Origin of the sequence: Corynebacterium afermentans subsp. lipophilum (assembly GCF_030408375.1) — a bacterium.
Taxonomy (GTDB): Bacteria; Actinomycetota; Actinomycetes; order Mycobacteriales; family Mycobacteriaceae; genus Corynebacterium; species Corynebacterium lipophilum.
This window is the reverse complement of sequence record NZ_CP046530.1, coordinates 1,070,748-1,092,704: the sequence shown is the minus strand read 5'-3', so window position 1 is coordinate 1,092,704 and position 21,957 is coordinate 1,070,748. Positions and strand designations below refer to the sequence as shown.

Genomic DNA, 21,957 nt, shown 5'->3' with positions numbered 1-21,957 from the left:
CCCCTACGCAACCAAAATAATTGCGCACTGTTACCGTGGGCATTCATAATTCGATGTAGCGATTTAGCAGCTTTAGCTCACGAAAGGATAAGCAAATGCGCAAGTTTGCTCGCCTCGCGGCCTCCGCCCTAGTTGCAACCGGCCTTATCGCCGTTGCACCTGCGTCTGCGGATGCGCAGACAGTGGCAACCCCCTACGCGGCTGGCGCCATCGGCGACACCTTCGAGTGCGGCGGCATGCTCGGCCGTCTGTGGTGCTAATCGCACCGAAATGACCTCACCTGATCAGCCCATCCGGGTTTTCCTCGTCGACGATGATCCGCTGGTTCGCGAGGTGCTGAAAAGCTACCTCGACAGCGCCGAGGGCATCACCGTCGTCGAGACGGCTTCGGACGGGACCGAAGCTTTAGAGCGCATCCCCGAATTAGACGTGGATGTTGTGCTCTCCGATGTCTACATGCAGCACATGGGTGGCGCGGAGCTGCTGCGCAACCTCGCTACCCGCGGGTCCGCCCCCGCGTTTCTGGCGATCAGCTCGTTGGACAATGACGCCGCGATGCTCGACATCCTCGACCACGGCGGGCGGGGCTACATTTTGAAAAGCCAGCCGCGCGAAGAAATCATCCTTTCGGTACGGCAGGCCGTCGCAGGTGGCACCGTTATCTCGCCTGCAGCGATGAACAAGCTGCTTCCCTACCTTTCGCAGCGGGAGCCGCACGTTCCACAAAGTGATCGCGGAGCGCGCCCAAAGGCCGCCATCAGTGTCCCTGCCGGTGTTTCCGATACCGAGCAAAGCGTGCTTGAGCTGCTTTGCGACGGCTTGAGCAACGCCGACATCGCGAAACACCTGAACTACTCCGAGTCCACCGTGAAGAAAATGGTCTCGAAGCTGCTCTCGGCGTACGGCGTTTCCTCCAGACTCGATCTAGTCGTTACCGTGCTTAACGGCCGAGGACCGCAGGCGCAATAGTCCCTCCCTCGGTTCTGAACGAACGTATCGGCATCGGGAACGGAGGTGCCGATACCCCAAATTTTCCTTGTCACACGACTGCGACATCCCTACGTTGTCTCCTGTAAGCGATCAACCCGACTGCTAGCGACGCTGGCGGTAGCTTCACAGGAAAGGACAACGTATGACCCGTAAGACCCGACGCATCACTACCGCGCTTCTCGGCGCTCTGATGGCCGGCGCTGCCATCGCTCCCGCGAACGCAACCACCCTCGAGGAGTCCGCTCCCGAGACCCCGGCGAACAACGACAAGCTCCCGATCGTTCACACCTACCGTGGTTCCGACCACCTGAAGGCCAACGTGCTTAACCCGCGCCCGGTGTGCAACTCGACCGAGGATTACCGCACCGTCGTGTACAAGGTGAAGGACAACTTCCTGCCGGTGGGCACCATCTCCACCACGAACCTTTCCGACGAGGCAATCCCGCTGCAGCAGGATCTCTCCCGCACCCAGACGGTCTCCGCTTCCGTGAACGGCTCCAAGACCGAGACTTTGGATCTCGGCGGCTCCGGCTCCAAGAAGGGCATCGAGGGCAACATCGGCTACTCCCTGGCGAAGTCCCTGGGCTGGGACGTCTCCGCTGAGCTGTCCTGGAACGTCGGCCAGACCGTCGGCCCGTACGACGTGCCGGCCGGCAACACCGGCGAGGCAACTTACGGCTTCCGCACCGTCACCATGACCGGTACCCAGCAGCGCTGCCGCCCGAACGGCACCTGGGCAACCCCGACCGCCTGGGTTGCCAACATGCCGGTAAAGAACGAGGTGCGCGTGAAGAACTTCGACACCCCGGCTGATTCCTGGGCTCCCAACAAGGGTGCGCAGACCACCGAGGTCAAGGACGAGCCGAACGCTGAGTACGACAAGGACGTTGACGCCCTGAACAAGGGCGACAACATCGACGACGTGGAGAAGGTCGACGACAACAAGACCGCCGACGTCAGCAACGAGGACGTCAACCTCGCCGCCGACAACGAAAACGCGGCCAAGGAGGAGTCCGAAAAGGCTGACGAAAGCACCACCGACAACACCGAGCACGACCTGGACCTCGAGCCGTACTTCACTGTCTCCTCCGCGAAGGCGAAGGGCTTCGCCGGTTCCACCGCGCTGCGCGTGAAGAACGTCGGCAACGAACGCTACTGGGGCGAGTTCCCGGCTGTGACCTTCCGCGTCGCAGTCCGCACCGAGGACGGCCCGGAGGGCGTTGACCGTCTGATCACCACCACCACCCGCGAGGGCGGCTACGCCCACGACCTGGGTTGGGACGAGGATGAGCAGGCTCGCATTTTCGAGGTCACCCTTTCCAACCCCATCAACCCGGGTGAGGAAGCAGACCTCGTGTCCTTTTCCTTCGGCGACGGCAACACCAAGGAAGGCCGTCTGACCAACTACATCACCGTCACCCAGACTGGCCGTCTCGACGGTGACGACTCCGAGTACAACGACCAGGATGTCGACTCCCGCGACGTCACGCTCGACGACTTCGGCCGCGAGAACGAGGGCATCTTCTAAAACAGCTCCACCACGAAAAAGCTCCCGCCCTTCCCGACTGTTCGGGGATGGGCGGGAGCTTCGTCGTTAAGCGAAAGTGCTTTACGCAGCCTTCGGAGCGTTGACGTCCTCCGGCAGAGCGTTCTTCGCAACCTCGCACAGAGCGGAGAAGGCAGCGAAGTCGCTGACAGCCAGCTCGGCCAGGATCTTGCGGTCGACCTCGACCTCGGCCAGCTTCAGGCCGTGGATGAGGCGGTTGTAGGTGATGTCGTTCATGCGGGCAGCGGCGTTGATGCGCTGGATCCACAGCTTGCGGAACTCGCTCTTGCGCTTGCGGCGGTCGCGGTACGCGTAGGTCTGGGAGTGCAACCACTGCTCCTTCGCCTTGCGGTACAGGCGGGAGCGCTGGCCGCGGTAGCCCTTCGCGGACTTGAGGATTGCGCGGCGCTTCTTCTTAGCATTGACTGAACGCTTCACACGTGCCATGAGTCAAACTTCCTTTTCTTTTTCTCGTAATCGGTTGATTGATCGGGCAGTGCTTAGGACATGCCGAGGAGGCGCTTTGCGCGCTTGACGTCAGCCTTCGCGACGTCGGTGGAGCCGGACAGCTTGCGGCGGCGCTTCGACGAGAGCTTCTCGTTCAGGTGGCGCTTACCAGCCTGCTCGCGGCGCAGCTTGCCCTTGCCGTTGACCTTGATGCGCTTTGCGGTGCCCTTGTGGGTCTTCTGCTTCATGGTGAAAGCCCTTCAGAGTGTCGATTGTTGGAACTACTTTTTGCCCTTGCGAGCCGGTCCGAAGACCATCGTCATGTTTCGGCCATCCTGCTTCGGACGGGACTCGACAACGCCGAGCTCCCCGATGTCCTCAGCCAGACGCTCCAGCAGGCGGTAGCCCAGCTCGGGGCGAGCCTGCTCGCGGCCGCGGAACATGATGGTGACCTTGACCTTGTTGCCCTTCTCCAGGAAGCGCTCAACATTGCCCTTCTTGGTCTGGTAGTCGTGCTCATCGATCTTGGGGCGGAACTTCTGTTCCTTGACCACGGTCTGCTGCTGGTTCTTGCGGGCCTCGCGGGCCTTCTGATCCTGCTCGTACTTGAACTTGCCGTAGTCCATGATCTTGGCCACGGGCGGCTTGGCCTTCGGGGCTACCTCAACCAGGTCGAGGTCCGCCTCGTACGCCAGTTTGCGGGCGTCGTCCGTGCGGACGATGCCCACCTGCTCGCCGGACGGGCCGACGAGGCGAACTTCAGGGACGCGGATTCGTTCATTGATCCGAGCTTCAGCGCTGATGAGAACTCCTAGAGACTTAAAGAAACAATGCGTGCCGCACTTGAACCGCAATCAGACTCATCCCACGCGAAAAACCCGCTCACCCTGACGGGTGGCGGGAGTTCGTCCAAGGCACGCCAAGACAGTTGTCTTGCCTGACGCACCCTTTGACCCGTATCCAACTCAGTTGCCTGAGCGGCTTGGGGTGGGATTCACTCCTCTTGCGGCCCCCGCACCCGCATAACACGGGCGCGCTGGGCGGTGTAGGCAGCAATATACATGTTTATACCTGCACAAACCAAATCGGGCACGCTACCCCTTGACTAAAACGTCCTGCAGGAACTGTCCGGTGAAGGAGCCTTGCACCTTTGCGACGTCCTCCGGTGTACCCTGCGCGACCACAGTGCCGCCGCCGGAGCCGCCTTCGGGCCCCATGTCCACGATCCAGTCCGCGGACTTAATCACGTCCAGGTTGTGCTCGATGACCAGCACCGTGTTGCCCTTCTCCACCAGGCCGTTGAGCACGAGCATGAGCTTGCGGATGTCTTCGAAGTGCAGACCCGTCGTCGGCTCGTCCAAGATGTAGATCGTGCGCCCGTTGGAGCGCTTCTGCAGCTCCGCGGCGAGCTTCACGCGCTGCGCCTCGCCGCCGGACAGTGTGGTCGCGCTCTGGCCGAGCCGGACGTAGCCCAGCCCGACGTCCACAAGCGTCTGTAGGTAGCGGTGGATGGAGTTGATCGGCTCGAAGAACTCAGCGGCCTCCGAGATGGGCATCTCCAGCACCTCAGCGATGTTCTTGCCCTTGTAGCGCACTTCGAGCGTCTCGCGGTTGTAGCGCGCGCCTTCGCACACCTCGCACGGCACGTACACGTCCGGCAGGAAGTTCATCTCGATTTTGATGGTGCCGTCGCCGTGGCAGGCTTCGCAACGCCCGCCCTTGACGTTGAAGGAGAAGCGCCCGGCCTTGTAGCCGCGCACCTTCGCCTCCTGGGTTTCGGCGAACAGGTTGCGGATCTTGTCAAACACGCCGGTGTACGTCGCCGGGTTGGAGCGCGGGGTGCGCCCGATCGGGCTTTGGTCCACCTGCACGAGTTTGTCCAGGTGCTCCAGCCCCTCGACCTTCTTCACGCGGCCGGGAACCTGGCGCGCGCCGTTGAGCTGGTTCTGCAACGTCTTCGCCAGAATCTGGTTGACCAGCGTGGACTTGCCGGAGCCGGACACGCCGGTCACGGCCACGAGTACGCCGAGCGGGATGTCCACGCTGACGTTATCGAGGTTGTTCTCGCGTGCGCCGATGATCTTCAGTTGCCTTTGCTTATCGACGTCCCTCCGGCGCTCCGGTACCTCAATAACCTTGCGGCCGGACAGGTAGTCGCCCGTGATGGAGTCTTTGGCCTTGAGGATGCCCTCCGGCTTGCCTTGGTAGACCACTTCCCCGCCGTACTCGCCGGCGCGCGGGCCGATGTCGATGAGCCAGTCGGCCTCGCGGATGGTGTCCTCGTCGTGCTCGACCACGACCAGCGTGTTGCCTAGGTCGCGCAGCTTCTTCAAGGTAGTGATCAAGCGCTGGTTGTCGCGCTGGTGCAGGCCGATGGACGGCTCGTCCAGCACGTAGAGCACACCAGCCAGGCCGGAGCCGATCTGGGTGGCCAGGCGGATGCGCTGCGCCTCGCCGCCGGACAGCGTGCCGGCGGAGCGGGCCAGGGTGAGGTAGTTCAGCCCCACGTCCAAAAGGAAATGCAGGCGTGCCTGGATTTCGCGCAGCACGGCACCGGCGATCATCTCCTCGCGGTACCCCAGCACCAGGTTGTCCAGATATTCGGAGGCGTCCTCGATCGACAGTTCAGTCAGGCCCGCGATAGAGCGCTCCCCGTGCGTGGTCGATGCCAGGCGCACCGCCAGGATCTCCGGCTTCAAGCGCGCGCCGTTACAGGTCGGGCACGGCACCTCGCGGGTGTAGGCGAGCAGGCGTTCCTTTTGCGTTTCGGACTCGGTCTGCTCCAGTTTGCGCTCCAGGTAGCCCACGATGCCCTCGTAGGCCGCGGTGTAGGAGCGCTGGCGCCCGTAGCGGTTCTTGTAGCGCACATTCACTTTCGTGGACGAGCCGTGGATCAGGTGCTTCTGCTGCGTCTTGGTCAGCGAGCTCAGTGGCGCATTGGCGTCGAACTTCTCTTCTTTCGCCAACGCCTCAATGAGTTTGGTGAAGTACTTCTTGTTCGGGCTGGAGTTCCACGGCTGGAACGCATCTACCGCGGGTGCGTCCGGGTCCGGGATGACCAGGTCCACGTCGATCTCTTTGCGCACGCCCAGGCCGTCGCAGGCCGGGCAGGCACCGAACGGCGAGTTGAAGGAAAACGCGCGCGGCTCGTACTCCTCCACGTTGAGCTTGTGGCCGTTCGGGCAGGCCATCTTCTCAGAGAAGATCTGCACGCGGTCCGGGTCGTCGGCGTCCAGTTCGACAAAGTCGAAGCCGACAAGGCCGTCGGCAAGCTTGAGCGCCGTCTCCACGGAATCCGTCAGGCGTTGCTTCTGGCTGGCCTTGACGGTGAGGCGGTCCACCACCACGTCGATGTTGTGCTTGATCTGTTTTTCCAGCTTCGGCGGGTCCGAAAGCTGGTAGGTCTCCCCGTCCACGTTCACACGCGAGTAGCCCTGGGAGGACAGATCGGCGAAAAGATCCTGGAACTCGCCCTTGCGCTTTCGCACAATCGGCGCGAGCACCTGGAACTTGGTGCGCTCTTCCAGCTCGAGCACGCGGTCCACGATTTGCTGCGGGGTCTGGCGCTCAATCACCGCGTCGCACACCGGGCAGTGCGGAGTGCCGGCGCGCGAGTACAAAAGGCGCAGGTAATCGTAGATCTCCGTGATGGTGCCCACGGTGGAGCGCGGGTTGCGGTTGGTGGACTTCTGATCGATGGACACCGCGGGGCTCAACCCGTCGATGTAGTCCACGTCCGGCTTGTCCATCTGCCCCAGGAACATGCGGGCGTAGGAGGACAGCGACTCCACGTACCGGCGCTGCCCTTCGGCGAAGATTGTGTCGAAGGCGAGCGAGGACTTGCCGGAGCCGGACAGGCCGGTAAACACCGCCATCTTGTCGCGGGGCAGCTCAATGTCCACGCCCTTGAGGTTGTGTTCGCGCGCGCCGCGCACTGTCAGCTTTTCGGCCACGTCACTCTCGCTTTCGTCGATTAGTACTCCCAAGACGCTACCAACGCAGCGGTGCGGACAAACATTCCTCACTAGTCTTGGCCGCATGCTTTCTCTTCGCCATATTTCTGTCTCCGACATGGACAACAACTGCTATCTCCTCTGCAGCGAGGGGCAGGGGTTGCTTATCGACGCAGCTGCGAACGCCCCCGAACTTCAGGCGATGGCCGACGACGCCGGCGTGAAGGTCACCGCCGTGTTAACCACGCACCGCCACCACGACCACACCCGGGCCCTCAAGGAGGTGCTCGAGGCCACTGGCGCGAAGCACTACGCGCCGTTTTTGGACGCCCCGGCGATTCCTGCCCCGGCGGATGTGGAGCTCAACGACGGCGACACAATCGAGTTCACCGGCCACCGCCTGCCCGTGACCATCCTGCGCGGTCACACCCCGGGCGGCGCCTGCCTGGCGGCGGAGATCGACGGCACCGTCAACCTGTTCGTCGGCGACTCGCTGTTTCCCGGCGGGCTGGGCAAAACCCAGTCCGAGGGCGACTTTGTCCGCCTGTTCAACGACGTCAAAGAAAAGGTCTTCGACGTCTACCCGGACGAGGCCGTCGTTTGGCCGGGCCACGGTAAACCCACCACGCTCGGCGAAGAGCGTCCGCACCTGGACGACTGGTGGGATCGCCGCTGGTAAGGACAAAACCCGCTACCGGGGTGGCGCAAAATCGCTACACTCGACGGGAGCACATTCAGCTACAAAAAGTAAGGATTGGGTAAAAGTATGATCCGTAAAATCGCACGCCCGATGCTGGCTTCGGTCTACGTGATCGACGGTGTCGAGACCCTGCTGAACCCGGCTGGCCACAAGGACAGCGCGGACAGCGTATTGAAGAAGCTGCGCGCCCTCACCCCGCGCGAGTACCGCGGCTTCCTGCCGAAGAGCCCGGAGACTGCCGCGCAGATCGTCGGTGCCACCAAGGCTGGCGCTGGCGCGTCCTTCGCCATCGGCAAGTTCCCGCGCCTGTCCGCCACCCTGCTCGCCGCCACTGCGCTGCCGACCGTTATGGGCCGCCACGCATTCTGGGAGGCTGAGGACGATGACGAGAAGGCACGCCGCCGCACCGGTGCCCTGACGGACCTCGGCCTCGCCGGCGGTGTACTGCTGGCCACCGTGGACAACAACGGCAAGCCGGACCTGAAGTGGCGCGCCCAGCACGCTGCCCAGGCCGCGCAGAAGAACGTCAAGCAGGCGCTGCCGACCAAGTCTGAGACCGAGAAGGCTTGGGACAAGGCGTCCGACTGGTTCTCCGACGCGACCGACCAGGTCACCGACTACGTCGACGACAACAAGGGCGACTGGAAGAAGAAGGCCTCCAAGGCCGGCGACGCTGCCAACGACTGGCTCGGCGACGCCAAGAAGCAGGCGTCCAGCTTCCTGTCCGACGCGGGCGATTGGCTGGACGACGCTGCTGAGAAGGCCACCGACACCGCCGAGGACGCGTACGGCGACATCAAGCCGTCCAAGATCCAGCAGTTCAAGGCGAAGCGCAAGGTCAACAGCGTCGTCGGCGACCTCCAGGACCAGCTGGACGACCTGCAGCCGTCCGCCCTGGACAAGTTCAAGGCGAAGCGCAAGGTGAACAAGGCTTCCGCCAAGGCCCAGGACAAGGCGCAGAACGCGGTCGACGCCCTGCAGGACGCTTGGGACAAGCTGGACGCTAACCCGTCCTGGATCACCAAGCTCAAGTGGAAGCGCAAGGCGAAGAAGGCCGAGAAGAAGGCTCAGAAGCTGGTGAAGAAGGCGCAGAAGAAGTTCGCCTAAGAGCCGCAACTACTTCAGCTACTTGGCGGCCCTGGGGCTGGGAATATTCCCAGTCCCGGGGCCGTTTGTTGTGAGGATGCAGGAAACAGAACAAACGTACGTGGATCAGCTTTTCGCGCACTTGGATAGCGAGGTGGCGCGAGCTCAAGCGCGCCTTGAAGAAGTGCAGCGCGACGTGGACCCGGACAACCCGGACTCGGACGCCCTGGTGCGCCGCGAAACGGAGTACCACGGGCTCAACGCAAAGCTGGATGCGCTCAACGTGGCCGAGACCGGCTTAGTCTTCGGCCGTATCGACGTCGCCGACGACGACCCGGAAAACCCGGTGCCGGGCCGGCCGGACCTGGAGCGGCGCTACATCGGGCGCATGGGCATCGACGACAGGGAGGACAACTACCGCACCCTCCTGTTGGACTGGCGCGCTCCCCTCGCCCGCCCGTTCTACCTGGCGACCACCGCGCACCCGGAGGGCGTGGAGACGCGCCGCAACATCCGCATGCGGGGGCGCACAGTCACTGCGGTTGACGACGAGGTGCTCTCCGGCGACGGCGCGGAAACCTCCAATGCGGGCGTCGGCTCCGAGGCGGCGCTGCGCCGCGCGATGAACGAAGCCCGCACCGGCCACATGCGCTCCATTGTGGAAACGATCCAGCGCGAGCAGGACGAGATCATCCGTGACACCACCCGCGGCGTCATGGTGGTCCAGGGCGGACCGGGCACCGGAAAGACGGCGGTGGCGCTGCACCGGATCGCGTATTTGCTCTACACATGGCGCGAGCAGCTCACCCGCACCGGTGTGCTGGTGGTCGGCCCGAACCCGACGTTCCTCGAATACATCTCCCGCGTGTTGCCGGAGCTCGGCGAGACGGGTGTGGTGCTGGCCACCGCCGACCAGCTCGTGCCGGGTTTCGCCCCCACCGGAGAGGACTCCATCGCCGCGCGCGAGGTGAAGGGCTCCGAGGAGATGGTGACCATCCTGAAGCGAGCTGTGCAGGCCTACGAGACGGTGCCGGAGGAGCCGGTGCGCCTCACCTTCGACTCTGTGCCGGTCAACGCCACCCCACAGATGGTCAAGGCCGCCCGCACGAGGGCGCGGCGCTCCCGTCGCCCCCATAACCAGGCGCGCGCCTACTTCGCTGAGCACCTAACGCAGTTACTCGCGGAGGCGCTGGCGAAGCGCATCGGCGAGGACCCACTCGGCGGTGCGAACTTGCTCTCGGACGCGGATGTGGACCAGCTTCACGACGACCTCGCGGACGACCCCCAGGTAGAGCAACTCATCGACACGCATTTCCCGGAACTGGACCCCGTCGAGGTGCTGGGCACGCTACTGACCGACAAGGACGCCATCGCCGAGGTAGCGCACGATTACGACGACTACACCCGCGACGCCTTGTACCGTGCGCCGGGCTCCCCGTTTACCCGCGCGGACACCGCGCTTGTGGACGAGCTGGCCGTGCTCATCGGCACCGTCGACCCCGAAGAGCAGCGCCGGAAGGAAGAAGAGGAATGGCGCGAGCTCGTCGCCGAAGCTGAGGGCGCGCTCGATGTGCTGTCCTCGTCCGAATCCACGGACAACGACGACGACCAGTTCGAAGCCGAGATCCTCTCCGCCGCAGACGTCATCGACGCGGAGACACTCGCCAGCCGCCAGCGGGAGACTGACACCCGCTCAACCGCACAGCGCGCACGAGCGGACCAGACGTGGGCGTACGGACACGTCATCGTCGACGAGGCGCAGGAGTTGTCCCCCATGGAGTGGCGCATGGTGTTCCGCCGCTGCCCGTCGCGGTGGATGACGCTCGTGGGCGACACCGCCCAGACGTCCTCCCCCGCCGGCGTGGACGATTGGACGAACGCGCTGGCGCCCTTCGTGGGCAACCGGTTCCGCCTCCACGAGCTCACAGTGAACTACCGAACGCCGAAGGAGATCGCGGACTACGCCGCCGAGCTGTTGGCCGAGATCGACCCGGACGCCGCCGTACCGGAGGCGATCCGCGAATCCGGTGTGCCGGTGCAGTTTGTGGGCAGACCGGAGGACGTCGTAAGGCGCGAAGGCTTGACCGCCGTCATTGACGCGGACAACGTCGGCGAGATGAAGGGCCTGGAGTTCGACAACGTTGTGGTGGTGCATCCGAGCAAAATTAAAGAGGCCTCGCCACAAGGGTGGCAAGACCTCTACGTCGCCGTCACCCGCGCCACGCAGACGCTGACGGTGGTCGGCGAATAAATTTACTTGACCGTGTGAACGATCATGACGTCGCAGTCGGACTGACGCGCGACGTCCGCCGGCACGGAACCCAGCAGGCGGCCGGTCAGGGAGTTGATGCCGCGGTTGCCCACCACGAGCAAGTCAGCATTGTTGTCGTTGACGATGGCCATCAGCGCCTGCACCGGGGTGCCCGGGCGGGTCGCGGTCTGCACGTCCGGGGCGCCAGCGGCGCGGGCGTGCTCAGCTGCACTCTCGAGGTTCTCCAGTGCCTTCTGGTCGCCCAAAATGGTCACGGAATCCTGACGCAGCGTCTTCCCGGCCTCTTCCTCGTTCTCGTAGTAAGCGGTGCCGATGACGAGGGTGGAGCCGAACGAGGCGGCAATCTTCGCGGCGCGCTCAACGGCCAGCAGAGAGGACTTGGAACCGTCGGAGCCGACGACGATGGTCTTGTAGTAATCGGCCATGTGAAATCACCTTTCAAAAATGCGACGCGGTTAGCGTGGTCAGTGTACCCCTTGGAGGTTTAGTCGTGTCCCTCTGCCCGGGTATCCACGAGCATGACGTCCACCGGGGCCTTCTTGGCCACGTTGCCGGGGATGTTGCCGAAAATGCGCCCGGCCATCGAGCGCATGCCCTTGTTACCCACCACGAGCAGGTCGACGCCGTACTCGCCGACGGCCTCTACCAGCACGTTTGCGGGCTGTCCTCCCTTGGACACCAGGTTGATCTTTCCGGCCTGCTCCTCCTTGGCAATCTCGTCCGCCTTGCGCAGAATTTCGCGCGCGTTGGTGGCGGTGACGATGTCCACGCGGGACAATTCCGCGTTCGTGGAGTTCAGCATCGAGCCGGAGGCGGTGTAGTGGGCGCAGATGATGGTTAGTTCAGCGCCGTAGACGCGGGCGAGGCTGGCTGCGGCACGCACTGCGACCATGGAGGTGGCGGAGCCGTCGGTGCCGACAGCGATCGACTTGTAGGTGTGCAAAGCAGGTTCCTTTCGCTAATTTCCTGTGTCTTTAATACCACGCAGCTCTCGTTTGAGATCCGCAATCTCGTCCCTGAGTCTTCCGGCAAGTTCAAATTTGAGTTCGCCGGCGGCGTCGCGCATTTGGACCGTCAGGTCGTCGATAAGCTTTTGCACCTCGTCGGAGGCCATGTTGGACACGTCCGCGCGCTCCGCAACGGCCGTATCGGAGCTCAAGCTTGCCGACGCATCCGTGTCCGCATCTTCGTACACCTGGTCCAAAATGTCCGCGATCGCCTTGCGCAGCGGCTGCGGGTCGATGCCGTGTTTTTCGTTGTAGGCGATCTGCTTCTCGCGTCGGCGCTCAGTTTCGTCGATGGCCTCCTGCATGGATTCGGTGACCTGGTCGGCGTACATAATCACTTCGCCGGAGACGTTTCGCGCCGCGCGGCCGATCGTCTGGATCAGCGACTTGGTCGAGCGCAAGAAGCCCTCCTTATCCGCGTCCAGGATCGCAACGAGGGAGACTTCCGGCAGGTCCAGTCCCTCGCGCAGCAGGTTGATGCCCACGAGCACGTCGTACTCGCCCAAACGCAGCTGGCGCAGCAGCTCCACGCGCTGCAGGGTGTCGATGTCCGAGTGCAGGTAGCGCACCTTGACGCCGTTGTCCAGCAGGTAATCCGTGAGGTCCTCGGCCATGCGCTTGGTCAGGGTGGTCACAAGGACACGCTCGTCTTTGGCGGTGCGGGTGCGGATCTCGTCGATCAGGTCGTCGATCTGGCCCTTCGTGGGTTTGACGGTGACCTTCGGGTCCACCAGGCCGGTCGGGCGAATCACCTGCTCCACAAACTCGCCCTGGGCGGCCTCGAGCTCGTAGTCGCCGGGCGTGGCGGACATGTACACGGTCTGCCCCACGCGGGCCTCGAACTCGTCGAACGTCAGCGGGCGGTTGTCCACCGCGGACGGCAAGCGGAAACCGAACTCCACCAGGTTGCGCTTTCGCGACATGTCGCCTTCAAACATGCCGCCGATCTGGGGCACGGTGACGTGGGACTCATCGATGATGGTGAGGAAATCTTCCGGGAAGTAGTCGATCAACGTCGCTGGCGCGGAGCCCGCCGGGCGGCCGTCCATGTGCCGCGAGTAGTTTTCGATGCCGGAGCAGAACCCAACCTGCTGGATCATCTCCAGGTCGTATTCGGTGCGCATGCGCAGGCGCTGCGCCTCGAGCAGCTTGCCCTTGTTCTCCAGCTCCTCGAGCCTGTCCGCGAGCTCTTCCTTGATGGCCTCGATAGCCTTTTCCATGCGCTCGTCCGTGGCCACGTAGTGGGTGGCCGGGAAGATGCGCACTTCATCTTCCTGGCTGATCACGTCGCCGGTGAGCGGGTGGATGTAGTACAGCGAGTCCACCTCGTCGCCGAAGAACTCCACGCGCACCGCCACCTCTTCGTAGGCCGGGATGATGTCCACGGTGTCGCCCTTGACACGGAAAGTGCCGCGCTTGAAGTCGATGTCGTTGCGCTCGTACTGCACGTCCACTAGCAGGCGCAGGAACCGGTCGCGCTCCACCTCCTCGCCCACACGCAGCACAATGGAGCGGTCCAGGTAGGACTGCGGTGTGCCGAGGCCGTAGATGCAGGACACCGAGGAGACCACAACCACGTCGCGCCGGCTCAGCAGCGCGGAAGTAGCGGAGTGGCGCAAACGCTCCACATCGTCGTTGATGGACGAATCCTTCTCGATGTAGGTGTCCGTCTGCGCGATGTAGGCCTCCGGTTGGTAGTAGTCGTAGTACGACACGAAGTACTCCACCGCGTTGTTCGGCAGCAGCTGGCGCAGCTCGTTGGCCAGCTGCGCCGCCAGCGTCTTGTTCGGCGCCATGACTAGCGTGGGTCGCTGCTGCTTCTCAATGAGCCACGCGGCGGTGGCTGACTTACCGGTACCGGTCGCGCCCATGAGCACGACGTCGCGCTCGCCACGGTTGAGCCGTTCATCCAGCTGTGCAATCGCCGTTGGCTGGTCGCCGGAGGGTTCGAACTCGGAGACGACCTCGAAGGGTTTTTCGCGACGCTCAATCTCCCCCACTGGGCGGAACTCGGACTGCGCGAGGACGGGATGTTCAGCAGCAAAAGCCATGCCGGCCAGTCTATCGCCAAGTGCGTCGGGCGAGGCATTGCTCGTCGATAGGCAAGGGCTCCCGAGAGCCTAGGCGGCGTACTTGCGGGAGGTCTCCAGCCACTCCTGCAGCTCGCCGGCTTCTTCCCACATGGAGTACAACGCGGATCCGCCGGGCCGTAACACCGCTTGCGCGCGGCGGCGGATCCACTGCTTGTCATCCAGGGTAAACGTGTAGTCGATCGTCCCCTCGAGCCCCTCCGGCAAATGGCCGTTGATGAGGGCGGCGAGCGCGATCACGGATTCCGCCTCGTCCGTATCCAAGGATCCGAGCCCGCATTCGAAGCGGAACTGGGCCATGCAGAACGTGCCGTTGACCAGTGCGTTAACGGCATCATGAGCAGAGTCGTTGTCGAACGGCCCCGTGTTCCACGTTCCCATGCACAGAAAGCTAAAACAGCAAGGTAAATGAAACGTGTCACACCGGTTAAATGCGACAGTACAATTCACTAATCTTTGATTTTCTTAATAAGTGCATCCACCTGCGGTTCGAGCGCCTCAAGCGGCCCGTTGTTGTCGATCACGACGTCTGCTGCCGCGAGCCGTGCCGCATCGTCGATCTGCTGCGCCATGCGGGCCCTCGCGTCGGCCTGGTCGAGCCCTCGCTTATCGACGAGCCTTCGGATCCTCTCCTCCTTGTCCACATCCACGACAACGGTGAGGTCCATGTCCTGATTCAGCCCGAGGTCCACGAGGAGCGGCATGTCGTAGATGACGGCCTGCTCCCCCGCTTCTTCGGCGGCAGCGAAGCGACGTTCGGACTCAGCACGGATGGCAGGGTGCGTAATAGCGTTGAGGCGCTGCGTGTCCTCCGTGGTGGCGAACGCGCGCCGCGCGAGCTCCCCACGGTCCAGTGCACCGTCGTCGCCGATGAGGTCTGCGCCGAACGCAGCGGCGACCTCGTCCAGTACCGGTGAGCCGGGGGCCATGATGTCGCGCGCGATTTGGTCGGCGTCAACCACGGCAAAGCCGGTGCCGCCAAGCATTCGCGCCACCGTGGATTTACCGCTGCCGATACCGCCTGTCAGGCCAACTTTCTTCATGGGGCCGAACATAGCAAAGCGCCCCGCTCACCGATGTGGTGTGCGGGGCGCTCGTCGCTAAGCGAGATGCTAAGCACTCGCAAGCTCGTGCTTAGGCAACGGGTTGATCGGAACCCCTAGTCGCGAACTTGTGAGCGACTAGTTGCCAGCGAGCTTGTCGCGCAGAGCCGCGAGCTGCTCGTCGGAGGCGAGGGAGCCGATGTTCTCCTCAGCCTGGTCAGCTGCCGGAGCTGCAGCTGCAGACTCGGAGGAGTAGTTGGCCTGCTCGCCCTCCTGCTCCGCGGCCTCGGCGGCAGCGGCGCGGTGACGCTCGATCTGGGCGGTGTGGGCCTGGTGGCGACGCTCTGCCTCGGCGTAGCGTGCCTCCCATGCCTGACGAGCCTCGTCGTAGCCTTCCATCCACTCGTTGGTCTCCGGGTCGAAGCCCTCCGGGAAGATGTAGTTGCCCTGCTCGTCGTAGGAGTCGGCCATGCCGTAGCGGGACGGATCGAACTCCTCGACGTAGTCCTCGTCAGCCTGCTTGAGGGACAGGGAGATGCGGCGACGGTCCAGGTCGATGTCGATGACCTTGACCATGACCTCTTCGCCGACGTTGACGACCTGGTCCGGGACCTCCACGTGGCGCTGAGCCAGCTCGGAGATGTGGACGAGGCCCTCGATGCCCTCCTCGACGCGGACGAACGCGCCGAACGGGACGAGCTTGGTGACCTTGCCCGGGACGATCTGGCCCACAGCGTGGGTGCGGGCGAAGACGCGCCACGGATCCTCCTGGGTCGCCTTCAGCGACAGGGAAACACGCTCGCGGTCGAGATCGACGTCGAGCACCTCGACAGTGACCTCGTCGCCCACGGCGACAACCTCGGACGGGTGGTCGATGTGCTTCCAGGACAGCTCAGAGACGTGCACCAGGCCGTCGACGCCGCCGAGATCGACGAACGCACCGAAGTTGACGATGGAGGACACGACACCCTTGCGGACCTGGCCCTTCTGCAGCTGGTGCAGGAAGTCGGAGCGGACCGCGGACTGGGTCTCCTCCAGGTAAGCGCGGCGGGACAGGACCACGTTGTTGCGGTGCTTGTCCAGCTCGATGATCTTCGCCTCGAGCTCCTGGCCGATGTACGGATCCAGGTCGCGGACGCGACGCATCTCGACCAGCGATGCCGGCAGGAAGCCGCGCAGGCCGATGTCGAGGATGAGGCCGCCCTTGACAACCTCGATGACGGTACCGGTAACCGGCTGGTCGTTGGCCTGCAGCTCCTCGATGGTGCCCCAAGCACGCTCGTACTGAGCGCGCTTCTTGGACAGCATCAGGCGGCCTTCCTTGTCCTCCTTGGTCAGGACAAGTGCGTCGATCTCATCGCCGACCTCGACCACGTCTTCCGGGTCGACGTCGTGCTTGATGGACAGCTCGCGGGTGAGGATGATGCCCTCGGTCTTGTAGCCGATGTCGAGCAGGACCTCGTCGTGGTCGACCTTGACCACGGTGCCGGTGACGATGTCGCCATCGTTGAAGTACTTGATGGTCTCGTCGACTGCGGCGAGGAATTCCTCAGGGCCACCGATGTCGTTGATGGCTACCTGGGGTGCGTTGGAAGTGCGCATAAGTTCTATGTGCTCCGAAAAAATAGGAGATCGTGATTGGACAGGAGCGTCTCTCTCGGCCACGTAAACCCGCTGCTAGAAGCCGTAAGCTCGCGTGCGCCGATCTCGCGCCGCAACGGCCACCTCACCCTCCTATTACGGTGGGCACCGCGCTCGCGCGTAGACACGCCCGCACGAGTGTAGACACTTTGCCCAGCTAGAGCAAATGATTCGCAGGTGCTTTCCGACGCCCCTCCGGTTTGCCCTAACCGCTAGCATTAGCAGACACCAATACATGCCACCAGTAACGCAATTGGAGCAAACTTTTATGTGGAAACGCAGCCTCGCAGTCGCTGCCTCATTCGTCGGCATCGTCGTCGGTGCCGGCTTCGCCTCCGGCATGGAGGCGCTGCAGTACTTTGTCGCCTACGGCACCGACGGGTTCTACGGCGTGATTCTCGCAAGTGTGACCATGCTGTTCGCCGCAACGGCGTTCATGACCTTCGGCTCATATTTCCTGGCGCGCGAGCACAACGAGGTCTTCTACAACGTCACCTCGAAGCCCGCGGCCTTCATCATGGACTGGTCCGCGGTGGCGTGCATGTTCTCCGTCGGGTTTGTCATGTTCGCCGGCGCCGGGTCGAACCTGAGACAGTCGTTTGGGTGGCCTATCTGGGTGGGTGCGGTAGCCATGCTCGCACTCATGCTGATCGTCGGCCGGTTCGACGTGGACAAGGTCTCCTCCGTCATCGGCTGGGCCACCCCACTACTCGTGGTGTTCGTGCTGATTGGCAGCATCTACTCGTTCACCCAGGTGGACGTGAGCTGGAGCGAGGTGGGCAACTACGCCCAGCAGGAGGTCTCCCGCGCCGACGGCACCCCGTACTGGTGGCTGGGAGCGCTCAACCACACCGGCCTGAACGCCCTGTGCGGCGTGTCCATGGCGCTGGTCATGGCCGGCGACGAGTTCGACACGAAGAGCAGCCGGCTTGGCGGCATCCTCGGCGGGGTGATCTACGCGGTGATGCTGGCCCTGCTCGTGGCATCGCTGCTGATCCAGGTGGAATCCGTCAACGGCAACGACATGCCGCTGCTCGCCGTGATCGAAAACGTGAACCCCGTACTCGGTTTCATCATGACCTGGGTGATCTTCCTCATGGTCTTCAACACCTGCCTGGGCATGTTCTACGCGTTGGCAAAGCGCCTCACCCGCAAGAAGCCGGAGCGCTTCTACCCCGTGTACGCCATCGCCTGCATCGTCGGCTTCGGTCTTTCCTTCGCCGGCTTCCAGCCGCTGGTGAGCAGCTTGTATCCGATCCTGGGCTACCTCGGCTTGTTCGTGATGGCAGTGATGACGGTGACCTATCTGCGCCACCGCAGCGAGTTGAAGGACGAGGGCGAGCGCCGCGCCGACGCAGTCGAAGCCGAGGACGGCCCAGAGGTCGACGAACTAGCCACCGAATCGAACCTGGAGGACGACGAATTCAAGGACGCACTCCAGGAGGAAGTCGAGTCCTCCGAAGACGACAACAAGCGGCGGTCACTCAACGACCTGCTATAGCAAAACGGGGGTACAAACCGGGGGCGAAACGCTCAGTTACACGGAAGTAAACGCCGCGTAACTGAGCGCTTTTTGTTGCTGGCCAGCCGTCCAACTATTCATGTGATCCAGTTAACGGAATGTTCGATTCTGGGCTTATCCTGTACGTCCGTTGAGCCTTTCCTTACCCAACGGTAAGGTCGCGCTTGGCTTTCGGGGAACGACCTGGCCAGGGGTGAAATCTAAGCCCCAGCCGGGTCATGGCCGCCCCCGGTGGCCCCTTCCCCCGAGGGGAGGTTCACAACTGAATATGCACTCGGAGCTGCAGGGGGAAGCTCCACGGAGGGGACCACGGCCGTGGGAGGGGTGCCGTGCGCGAGGCGGGTAGGAATCGATATCGTTCCTACCCGCCTTGGCGTTTGTGGAGCCAACTGACTAGTGCGCGGCCGCGTCCCAGTTGGCGCCGGTGCCCGCGGAGACCTCCAGCGGGACGAGCAGCTCGATAGCGTCGTCCATCTCGCGCTCCACAATCCCGCGCACCTCGTCCAGCTCGCCCGGGGCGATTTCGACAACAAGCTCGTCGTGGACCTGGAGCAGCACGCGGGACTCTTTGCCTTCCAACGCCGCGTCCACGCGCAGCATGGCCACCTTGATGATGTCGGCGGCCGTGCCCTGGATCGGCGCGTTCAGGGCGGCCCGCTCGGCGTTCTCGCGTGCTACCCGGTTGTCGCTGTTCAGTTCCGGCAGGTAGCGGCGGCGGCCGAACACGGTGGACGTGTAGCCGTCGCGACGCGCTTGCTCCACTACCTCATCCAGGTAGCGCTTCACGCCGCCGAAGCGCTCGAAGTAGCTGGCCATAATGTCTTTCGCCTCGCCGGCGGAGATAGACAACTGGTTGGACAACCCGTACGCCGACAAGCCATAGACCAGACCGTAGGACATCGCTTTGACGCGGCGGCGCAGCTCCGGGGTGACCTGGTCGATGGGCACGTCGAACACGCGCGAGCCGACAAAGTTGTGCAGGTCCTCCCCTGCCCTATACGCCTCGATCAGGCCCTCGTCCTGGCTTAAGTGCGCCATCACGCGCATCTCAATCTGCGAGTAGTCCGCGGTGAGCAGGCACTCGTAGCCTTCGCCCACCACAAACGCGGAACGGATCGCGCGGCCCGCCTCGGTGCGCACCGGGATGTTCTGCAGGTTCGGCTCCGCGGAGCTGAGCCGGCCTGTGGACGCCACCGTCTGGTTGAACGTGGTGTGGATGCGCTCATCCGGCTGCACCGTCTTAATCAGGCCCTCGATAGTGGACTTGAGTTTCTGGTGCTCGCGGTGCGCCAGCAGATGGTCCAAAAACGGGTGCGGGTTCTTCTCCGCCAGTGCCTCGATCTCACCTGCGGCGGTTGAGTACCCGGTCTTGGTCTTCTTCGTCTTCGGCAGCTCCAGTTTGTCAAAGAGCACTGCCGACAGCTGCTTCGGCGAAGACAGGTTCAGCGAAGGCTCGTCCACAAGCTGGCGCGCCTCCTGCTCAATCTGCTCCACCTTCAGCGTGAGCTCCTTGCACTGGTTTTCCAGCACGTCCAGATCCACCGCGATGCCGGTGTGCTCCATCTCGGCGAGCACGGTGACAAGCGGCAGCTCCAGGTCCGCGTAGAGCTCGTAGGAGTCGATCTCGCGCAGCTCCTTCGTCAGCTCCGCGGACAGCTCCAAGATCGCCGCGGCCGCATCCACGTCCGCGGTATCGCCGAGCAGGCTCATCTGATCCGAGCCGACGTTGAGCTGGCGCTGCAGATGGCGCTGGTAGATGTCCTCCAGCGCGTAGGTGCGCTGTCCGGGTCTCAGCAGGTAGGCGGCAATCGCGGTGTCGTGCGCGATGCCTGCGAGCTCGATGCCGCGACCGCGCAGCATGTGGTACGCCGCCTTCGCCTCGTGCATGTACTTCGGCGCGTCCGACTCGAGCCACCGCTTTACCGCGGCGTCCTCCTCGGCGCTCAAATCCGCGGCGAGCTTAGACACACCGTGCCTTTGCTTATCGACGATCGCCAACGCCACCACATCACCCTGCCCGGGCGTGGCATTGCCGGAGACATAGACGGCAAGACCGTCGGCTTGACGGCTATTGAGCCAGGTGTCCAGCGGCTCGTCGTCGATGGTGACGTCTTCAAGCTCGACAGTCTCTGTCTCGGGCGCGGCGCCGTCGGTAGGCACGGCGGCGAGAACACGCTCGCGGAGGTTGACGCCGAACTCGAGGTCGTCGAAGCGGGAGGCGACTTGGGTGACGTCCGCCGGCTTGAGCTCCAGATCGTTCGGGGCGACCGGCAGCTCGACGTCGGTGACCATCTGCGTGAGCTCGCGGTTGAGGCGCACCTGGTCGATGCGCTCGCGGAAGTTATTCGCGGCCACGCCCTTGAGCTCGTCGGCGCTTTCGATGAGCCCTTCCAGGCTGCCGTACTGCGTGATCCACTTGGTGGCGGTCTTCTCCCCCACTTTCGGCACACTGGGCAGGTTGTCCGACGGATCCCCGCGCAGCGCCGCGAAGTCCGGGTACTGCGCCGGCGTGAGCCCGTACTTTTTCTCCACTTCCTCAGGCGTAAACCGGGTCATAGTGGACACGCCGCGGGTGGGATACATCAGGGTTGTGGTGCCGTCCACAAGCTGGATGTAGTCGCGGTCGCCGCTGACCAGCACGATCTCGAAGTCGCCCTCCGCGCGCGCCTGGGTCACCAGCGTGGCGACGATGTCGTCCGCTTCGAAGTTCTCCTTGCTCAAGGTGGTGATGCCGAGGTCGCCCAGCACGTCCTCGATGATCGGCACCTGCCCTTTGAACTCCGGCGGCGCGGACTCGCGCTGCGCCTTGTACTCCGGGAAACGCTCCGTGCGGAACGTCTTACGGCCCACATCGAAGGCGACGGCGGCGTGCGTCGGTTTCTCGTCCGCCAGGATGTTGGCGAACATGGATAAAAACCCGTAGACCGCATTCGTGTGCTGGCCGCCGGAGGTGGAGAAGTTCTCCGCGGGCAGCGCGTAGAAGGCGCGGAAGGCCATCGAGTGGCCGTCGATAAGCAACAAGCGTTTCTTTGCAGTCACGCGAACCAAGCTTAGACGGTTCGGTGGCGGAAAAAGTTGTGCCCCAGGTGAGACTCGAACTCACACTGGACGGGTTTTGAATCCGTTGCCTCTGCCAATTGGGCTACTGGGGCGGTGTCGCGATTGCGTCGCCGAAATTATATCGCAGGAGCGAGCTTCGGCGTGAATCGCGGCTCGGGCTATTCGCCGCCTACTTGCCGGTCTTGGTCAGCACCATCATCTGCTTGTTGTCGTCGGTGGGCTGCAGGATCAGCGTCTCGCCGTTGAACTGGCCGTCGTACTTGCGGTCCTTGCCAGTCTTGACGTCGGCAAGCTTGAGCTCTTTGCCACCCTTGGACGACTCGCAGCGAGCGTCGTCGGTGTTGCCGTCGTTGTCCGTAAAGCTCCAGTGGCACTTGTTGCCGAGCTCGAGGGTCGCGGTGCCCTCCTTCTGGCCGGTCTCAATGTTGGTCACATCGCCGGTGTAAGTCCCGTTGTGCGAGCTGCCGCACGCGCTGAGCGTCACGGCGGTGGCCAAGGACGCGACCGCGAGGGCGGAGGTCTTGAGTGCACGGGTCATGGGGTTCTCCTTACCTAGCGTGGCATTCAGCGATTCAGTACGTCAGTAATTCAGTACAACCA

The 21,957-nt window shown here is 63.4% G+C and carries 19 protein-coding genes and 1 tRNA gene; 7 read left to right on the top strand and 13 right to left on the bottom strand.

The features are described from left to right. The first annotated feature begins 95 nt into the window (after window positions 1-95). The 3 genes from CAFEL_RS05235 (at window position 96) to CAFEL_RS05225 (ending at window position 2,518) form a co-directional block, all read left to right on the top strand. Entirely contained in the window at window positions 96-260 is a 165-nt protein-coding gene (locus tag CAFEL_RS05235) for a hypothetical protein (RefSeq protein ID WP_194561003.1), read from the top strand. A 10-nt stretch (window positions 261-270) separates the two neighbouring features. Then, window positions 271-969 carry a response regulator gene (locus CAFEL_RS05230; RefSeq protein ID WP_194561002.1) on the top strand — a complete coding sequence of 233 codons (699 nt, stop codon included), beginning with the start codon at window positions 271-273 and terminating at the stop codon, window positions 967-969. Window positions 970-1,132: 163 nt separating this feature from the next. Beyond that, window positions 1,133-2,518 carry a hypothetical protein gene (locus CAFEL_RS05225; protein WP_194561001.1) on the top strand — a complete coding sequence of 462 codons (1,386 nt, stop codon included), beginning with the start codon at window positions 1,133-1,135 and terminating at the stop codon, window positions 2,516-2,518. Between the two features lie 81 nt (window positions 2,519-2,599). Here CAFEL_RS05225 and rplT read toward each other — a convergent pair whose 3' ends face one another. The 4 genes from rplT to uvrA form a co-directional block, all read right to left on the bottom strand. After that, window positions 2,600-2,983, bottom strand: a complete 384-nt coding sequence (gene rplT, locus CAFEL_RS05220) for a 50S ribosomal protein L20 (RefSeq protein ID WP_034999914.1) — start codon at window positions 2,981-2,983, stop codon at window positions 2,600-2,602. 53 nt (window positions 2,984-3,036) lie between these two features. After that, the gene (rpmI, locus tag CAFEL_RS05215; RefSeq protein WP_034999913.1) at window positions 3,037-3,231 is read right to left on the bottom strand and encodes a 50S ribosomal protein L35; all 195 of its coding nucleotides are present in this window, start codon (window positions 3,229-3,231) and stop codon (window positions 3,037-3,039) included. A 33-nt stretch (window positions 3,232-3,264) separates the two neighbouring features. Beyond that, window positions 3,265-3,837, bottom strand: coding sequence for a translation initiation factor IF-3 (gene infC / locus CAFEL_RS05210; RefSeq protein ID WP_082855650.1), 573 nt, complete (start codon window positions 3,835-3,837; stop codon window positions 3,265-3,267). Window positions 3,838-4,077: 240 nt separating this feature from the next. Next, window positions 4,078-6,936, bottom strand: coding sequence for an excinuclease ABC subunit UvrA (gene uvrA, locus CAFEL_RS05205; RefSeq protein WP_194561000.1), 2,859 nt, complete (start codon window positions 6,934-6,936; stop codon window positions 4,078-4,080). A gap of 85 nt (window positions 6,937-7,021) precedes the next feature. Between uvrA and CAFEL_RS05200 the strand changes: the two genes are divergently transcribed. The 3 genes from CAFEL_RS05200 to CAFEL_RS05190 all read left to right on the top strand — a co-directional run bounded on the left by CAFEL_RS05200 (window position 7,022) and on the right by CAFEL_RS05190 (window position 10,973). Continuing rightward, window positions 7,022-7,615, top strand: a complete 594-nt coding sequence (locus CAFEL_RS05200) for an MBL fold metallo-hydrolase (protein WP_194560999.1) — start codon at window positions 7,022-7,024, stop codon at window positions 7,613-7,615. 87 nt (window positions 7,616-7,702) lie between these two features. Then, on the top strand, window positions 7,703-8,743 hold the full coding sequence (locus tag CAFEL_RS05195; RefSeq protein ID WP_194560998.1) for a DoxX family protein: 1,041 nt from the start codon (window positions 7,703-7,705) through the stop codon (window positions 8,741-8,743). 76 nt (window positions 8,744-8,819) lie between these two features. Continuing rightward, entirely contained in the window at window positions 8,820-10,973 is a 2,154-nt protein-coding gene (locus CAFEL_RS05190) for a HelD family protein (RefSeq protein WP_194560997.1), read from the top strand. A 2-nt stretch (window positions 10,974-10,975) separates the two neighbouring features. On the opposite strand, the gene CAFEL_RS05185 is transcribed toward CAFEL_RS05190, so the two are convergent. From CAFEL_RS05185 to rpsA, 6 genes are all read right to left on the bottom strand, one after another. Then, window positions 10,976-11,419, bottom strand: coding sequence for a universal stress protein (locus tag CAFEL_RS05185; RefSeq protein ID WP_194560996.1), 444 nt, complete (start codon window positions 11,417-11,419; stop codon window positions 10,976-10,978). A 59-nt stretch (window positions 11,420-11,478) separates the two neighbouring features. After that, entirely contained in the window at window positions 11,479-11,937 is a 459-nt protein-coding gene (locus tag CAFEL_RS05180; RefSeq protein WP_194560995.1) for a universal stress protein, read from the bottom strand. Window positions 11,938-11,952: 15 nt separating this feature from the next. Beyond that, entirely contained in the window at window positions 11,953-14,052 is a 2,100-nt protein-coding gene (gene uvrB / locus CAFEL_RS05175) for an excinuclease ABC subunit UvrB (RefSeq protein ID WP_194560994.1), read from the bottom strand. A 69-nt stretch (window positions 14,053-14,121) separates the two neighbouring features. Then, a complete protein-coding gene (locus CAFEL_RS05170) occupies window positions 14,122-14,472 on the bottom strand; it encodes a DUF4259 domain-containing protein (RefSeq protein WP_194560993.1) in 351 nt (116 codons plus the stop codon). Between the two features lie 68 nt (window positions 14,473-14,540). Then, entirely contained in the window at window positions 14,541-15,134 is a 594-nt protein-coding gene (coaE, locus tag CAFEL_RS05165; RefSeq protein WP_194560992.1) for a dephospho-CoA kinase, read from the bottom strand. 138 nt (window positions 15,135-15,272) lie between these two features. Continuing rightward, window positions 15,273-16,736: a 30S ribosomal protein S1 gene (rpsA, locus tag CAFEL_RS05160; protein WP_034999903.1), complete on the bottom strand. Its 1,464-nt coding sequence runs from the start codon at window positions 16,734-16,736 to the stop codon at window positions 15,273-15,275. Window positions 16,737-17,043: 307 nt separating this feature from the next. Here rpsA and CAFEL_RS05155 point away from each other — a divergent pair, with 307 nt between their 5' ends. Further along, window positions 17,044-18,276: a YkvI family membrane protein gene (locus tag CAFEL_RS05155; protein ID WP_194560991.1), complete on the top strand. Its 1,233-nt coding sequence runs from the start codon at window positions 17,044-17,046 to the stop codon at window positions 18,274-18,276. Between the two features lie 414 nt (window positions 18,277-18,690). Here the strand turns inward: CAFEL_RS05155 and polA are convergent, their stop codons facing one another. The 3 genes from polA to CAFEL_RS05140 form a co-directional block, all read right to left on the bottom strand. Beyond that, the gene (polA, locus tag CAFEL_RS05150) at window positions 18,691-21,294 is read right to left on the bottom strand and encodes a DNA polymerase I (protein WP_394354807.1); all 2,604 of its coding nucleotides are present in this window, start codon (window positions 21,292-21,294) and stop codon (window positions 18,691-18,693) included. A gap of 81 nt (window positions 21,295-21,375) precedes the next feature. Further along, window positions 21,376-21,449: transfer RNA gene (locus tag CAFEL_RS05145), tRNA-Leu, on the bottom strand. Window positions 21,450-21,526: 77 nt separating this feature from the next. Continuing rightward, a complete protein-coding gene (locus tag CAFEL_RS05140; RefSeq protein WP_194560989.1) occupies window positions 21,527-21,895 on the bottom strand; it encodes a YfaZ family protein in 369 nt (122 codons plus the stop codon). Window positions 21,896-21,957 lie beyond the last annotated feature (62 nt).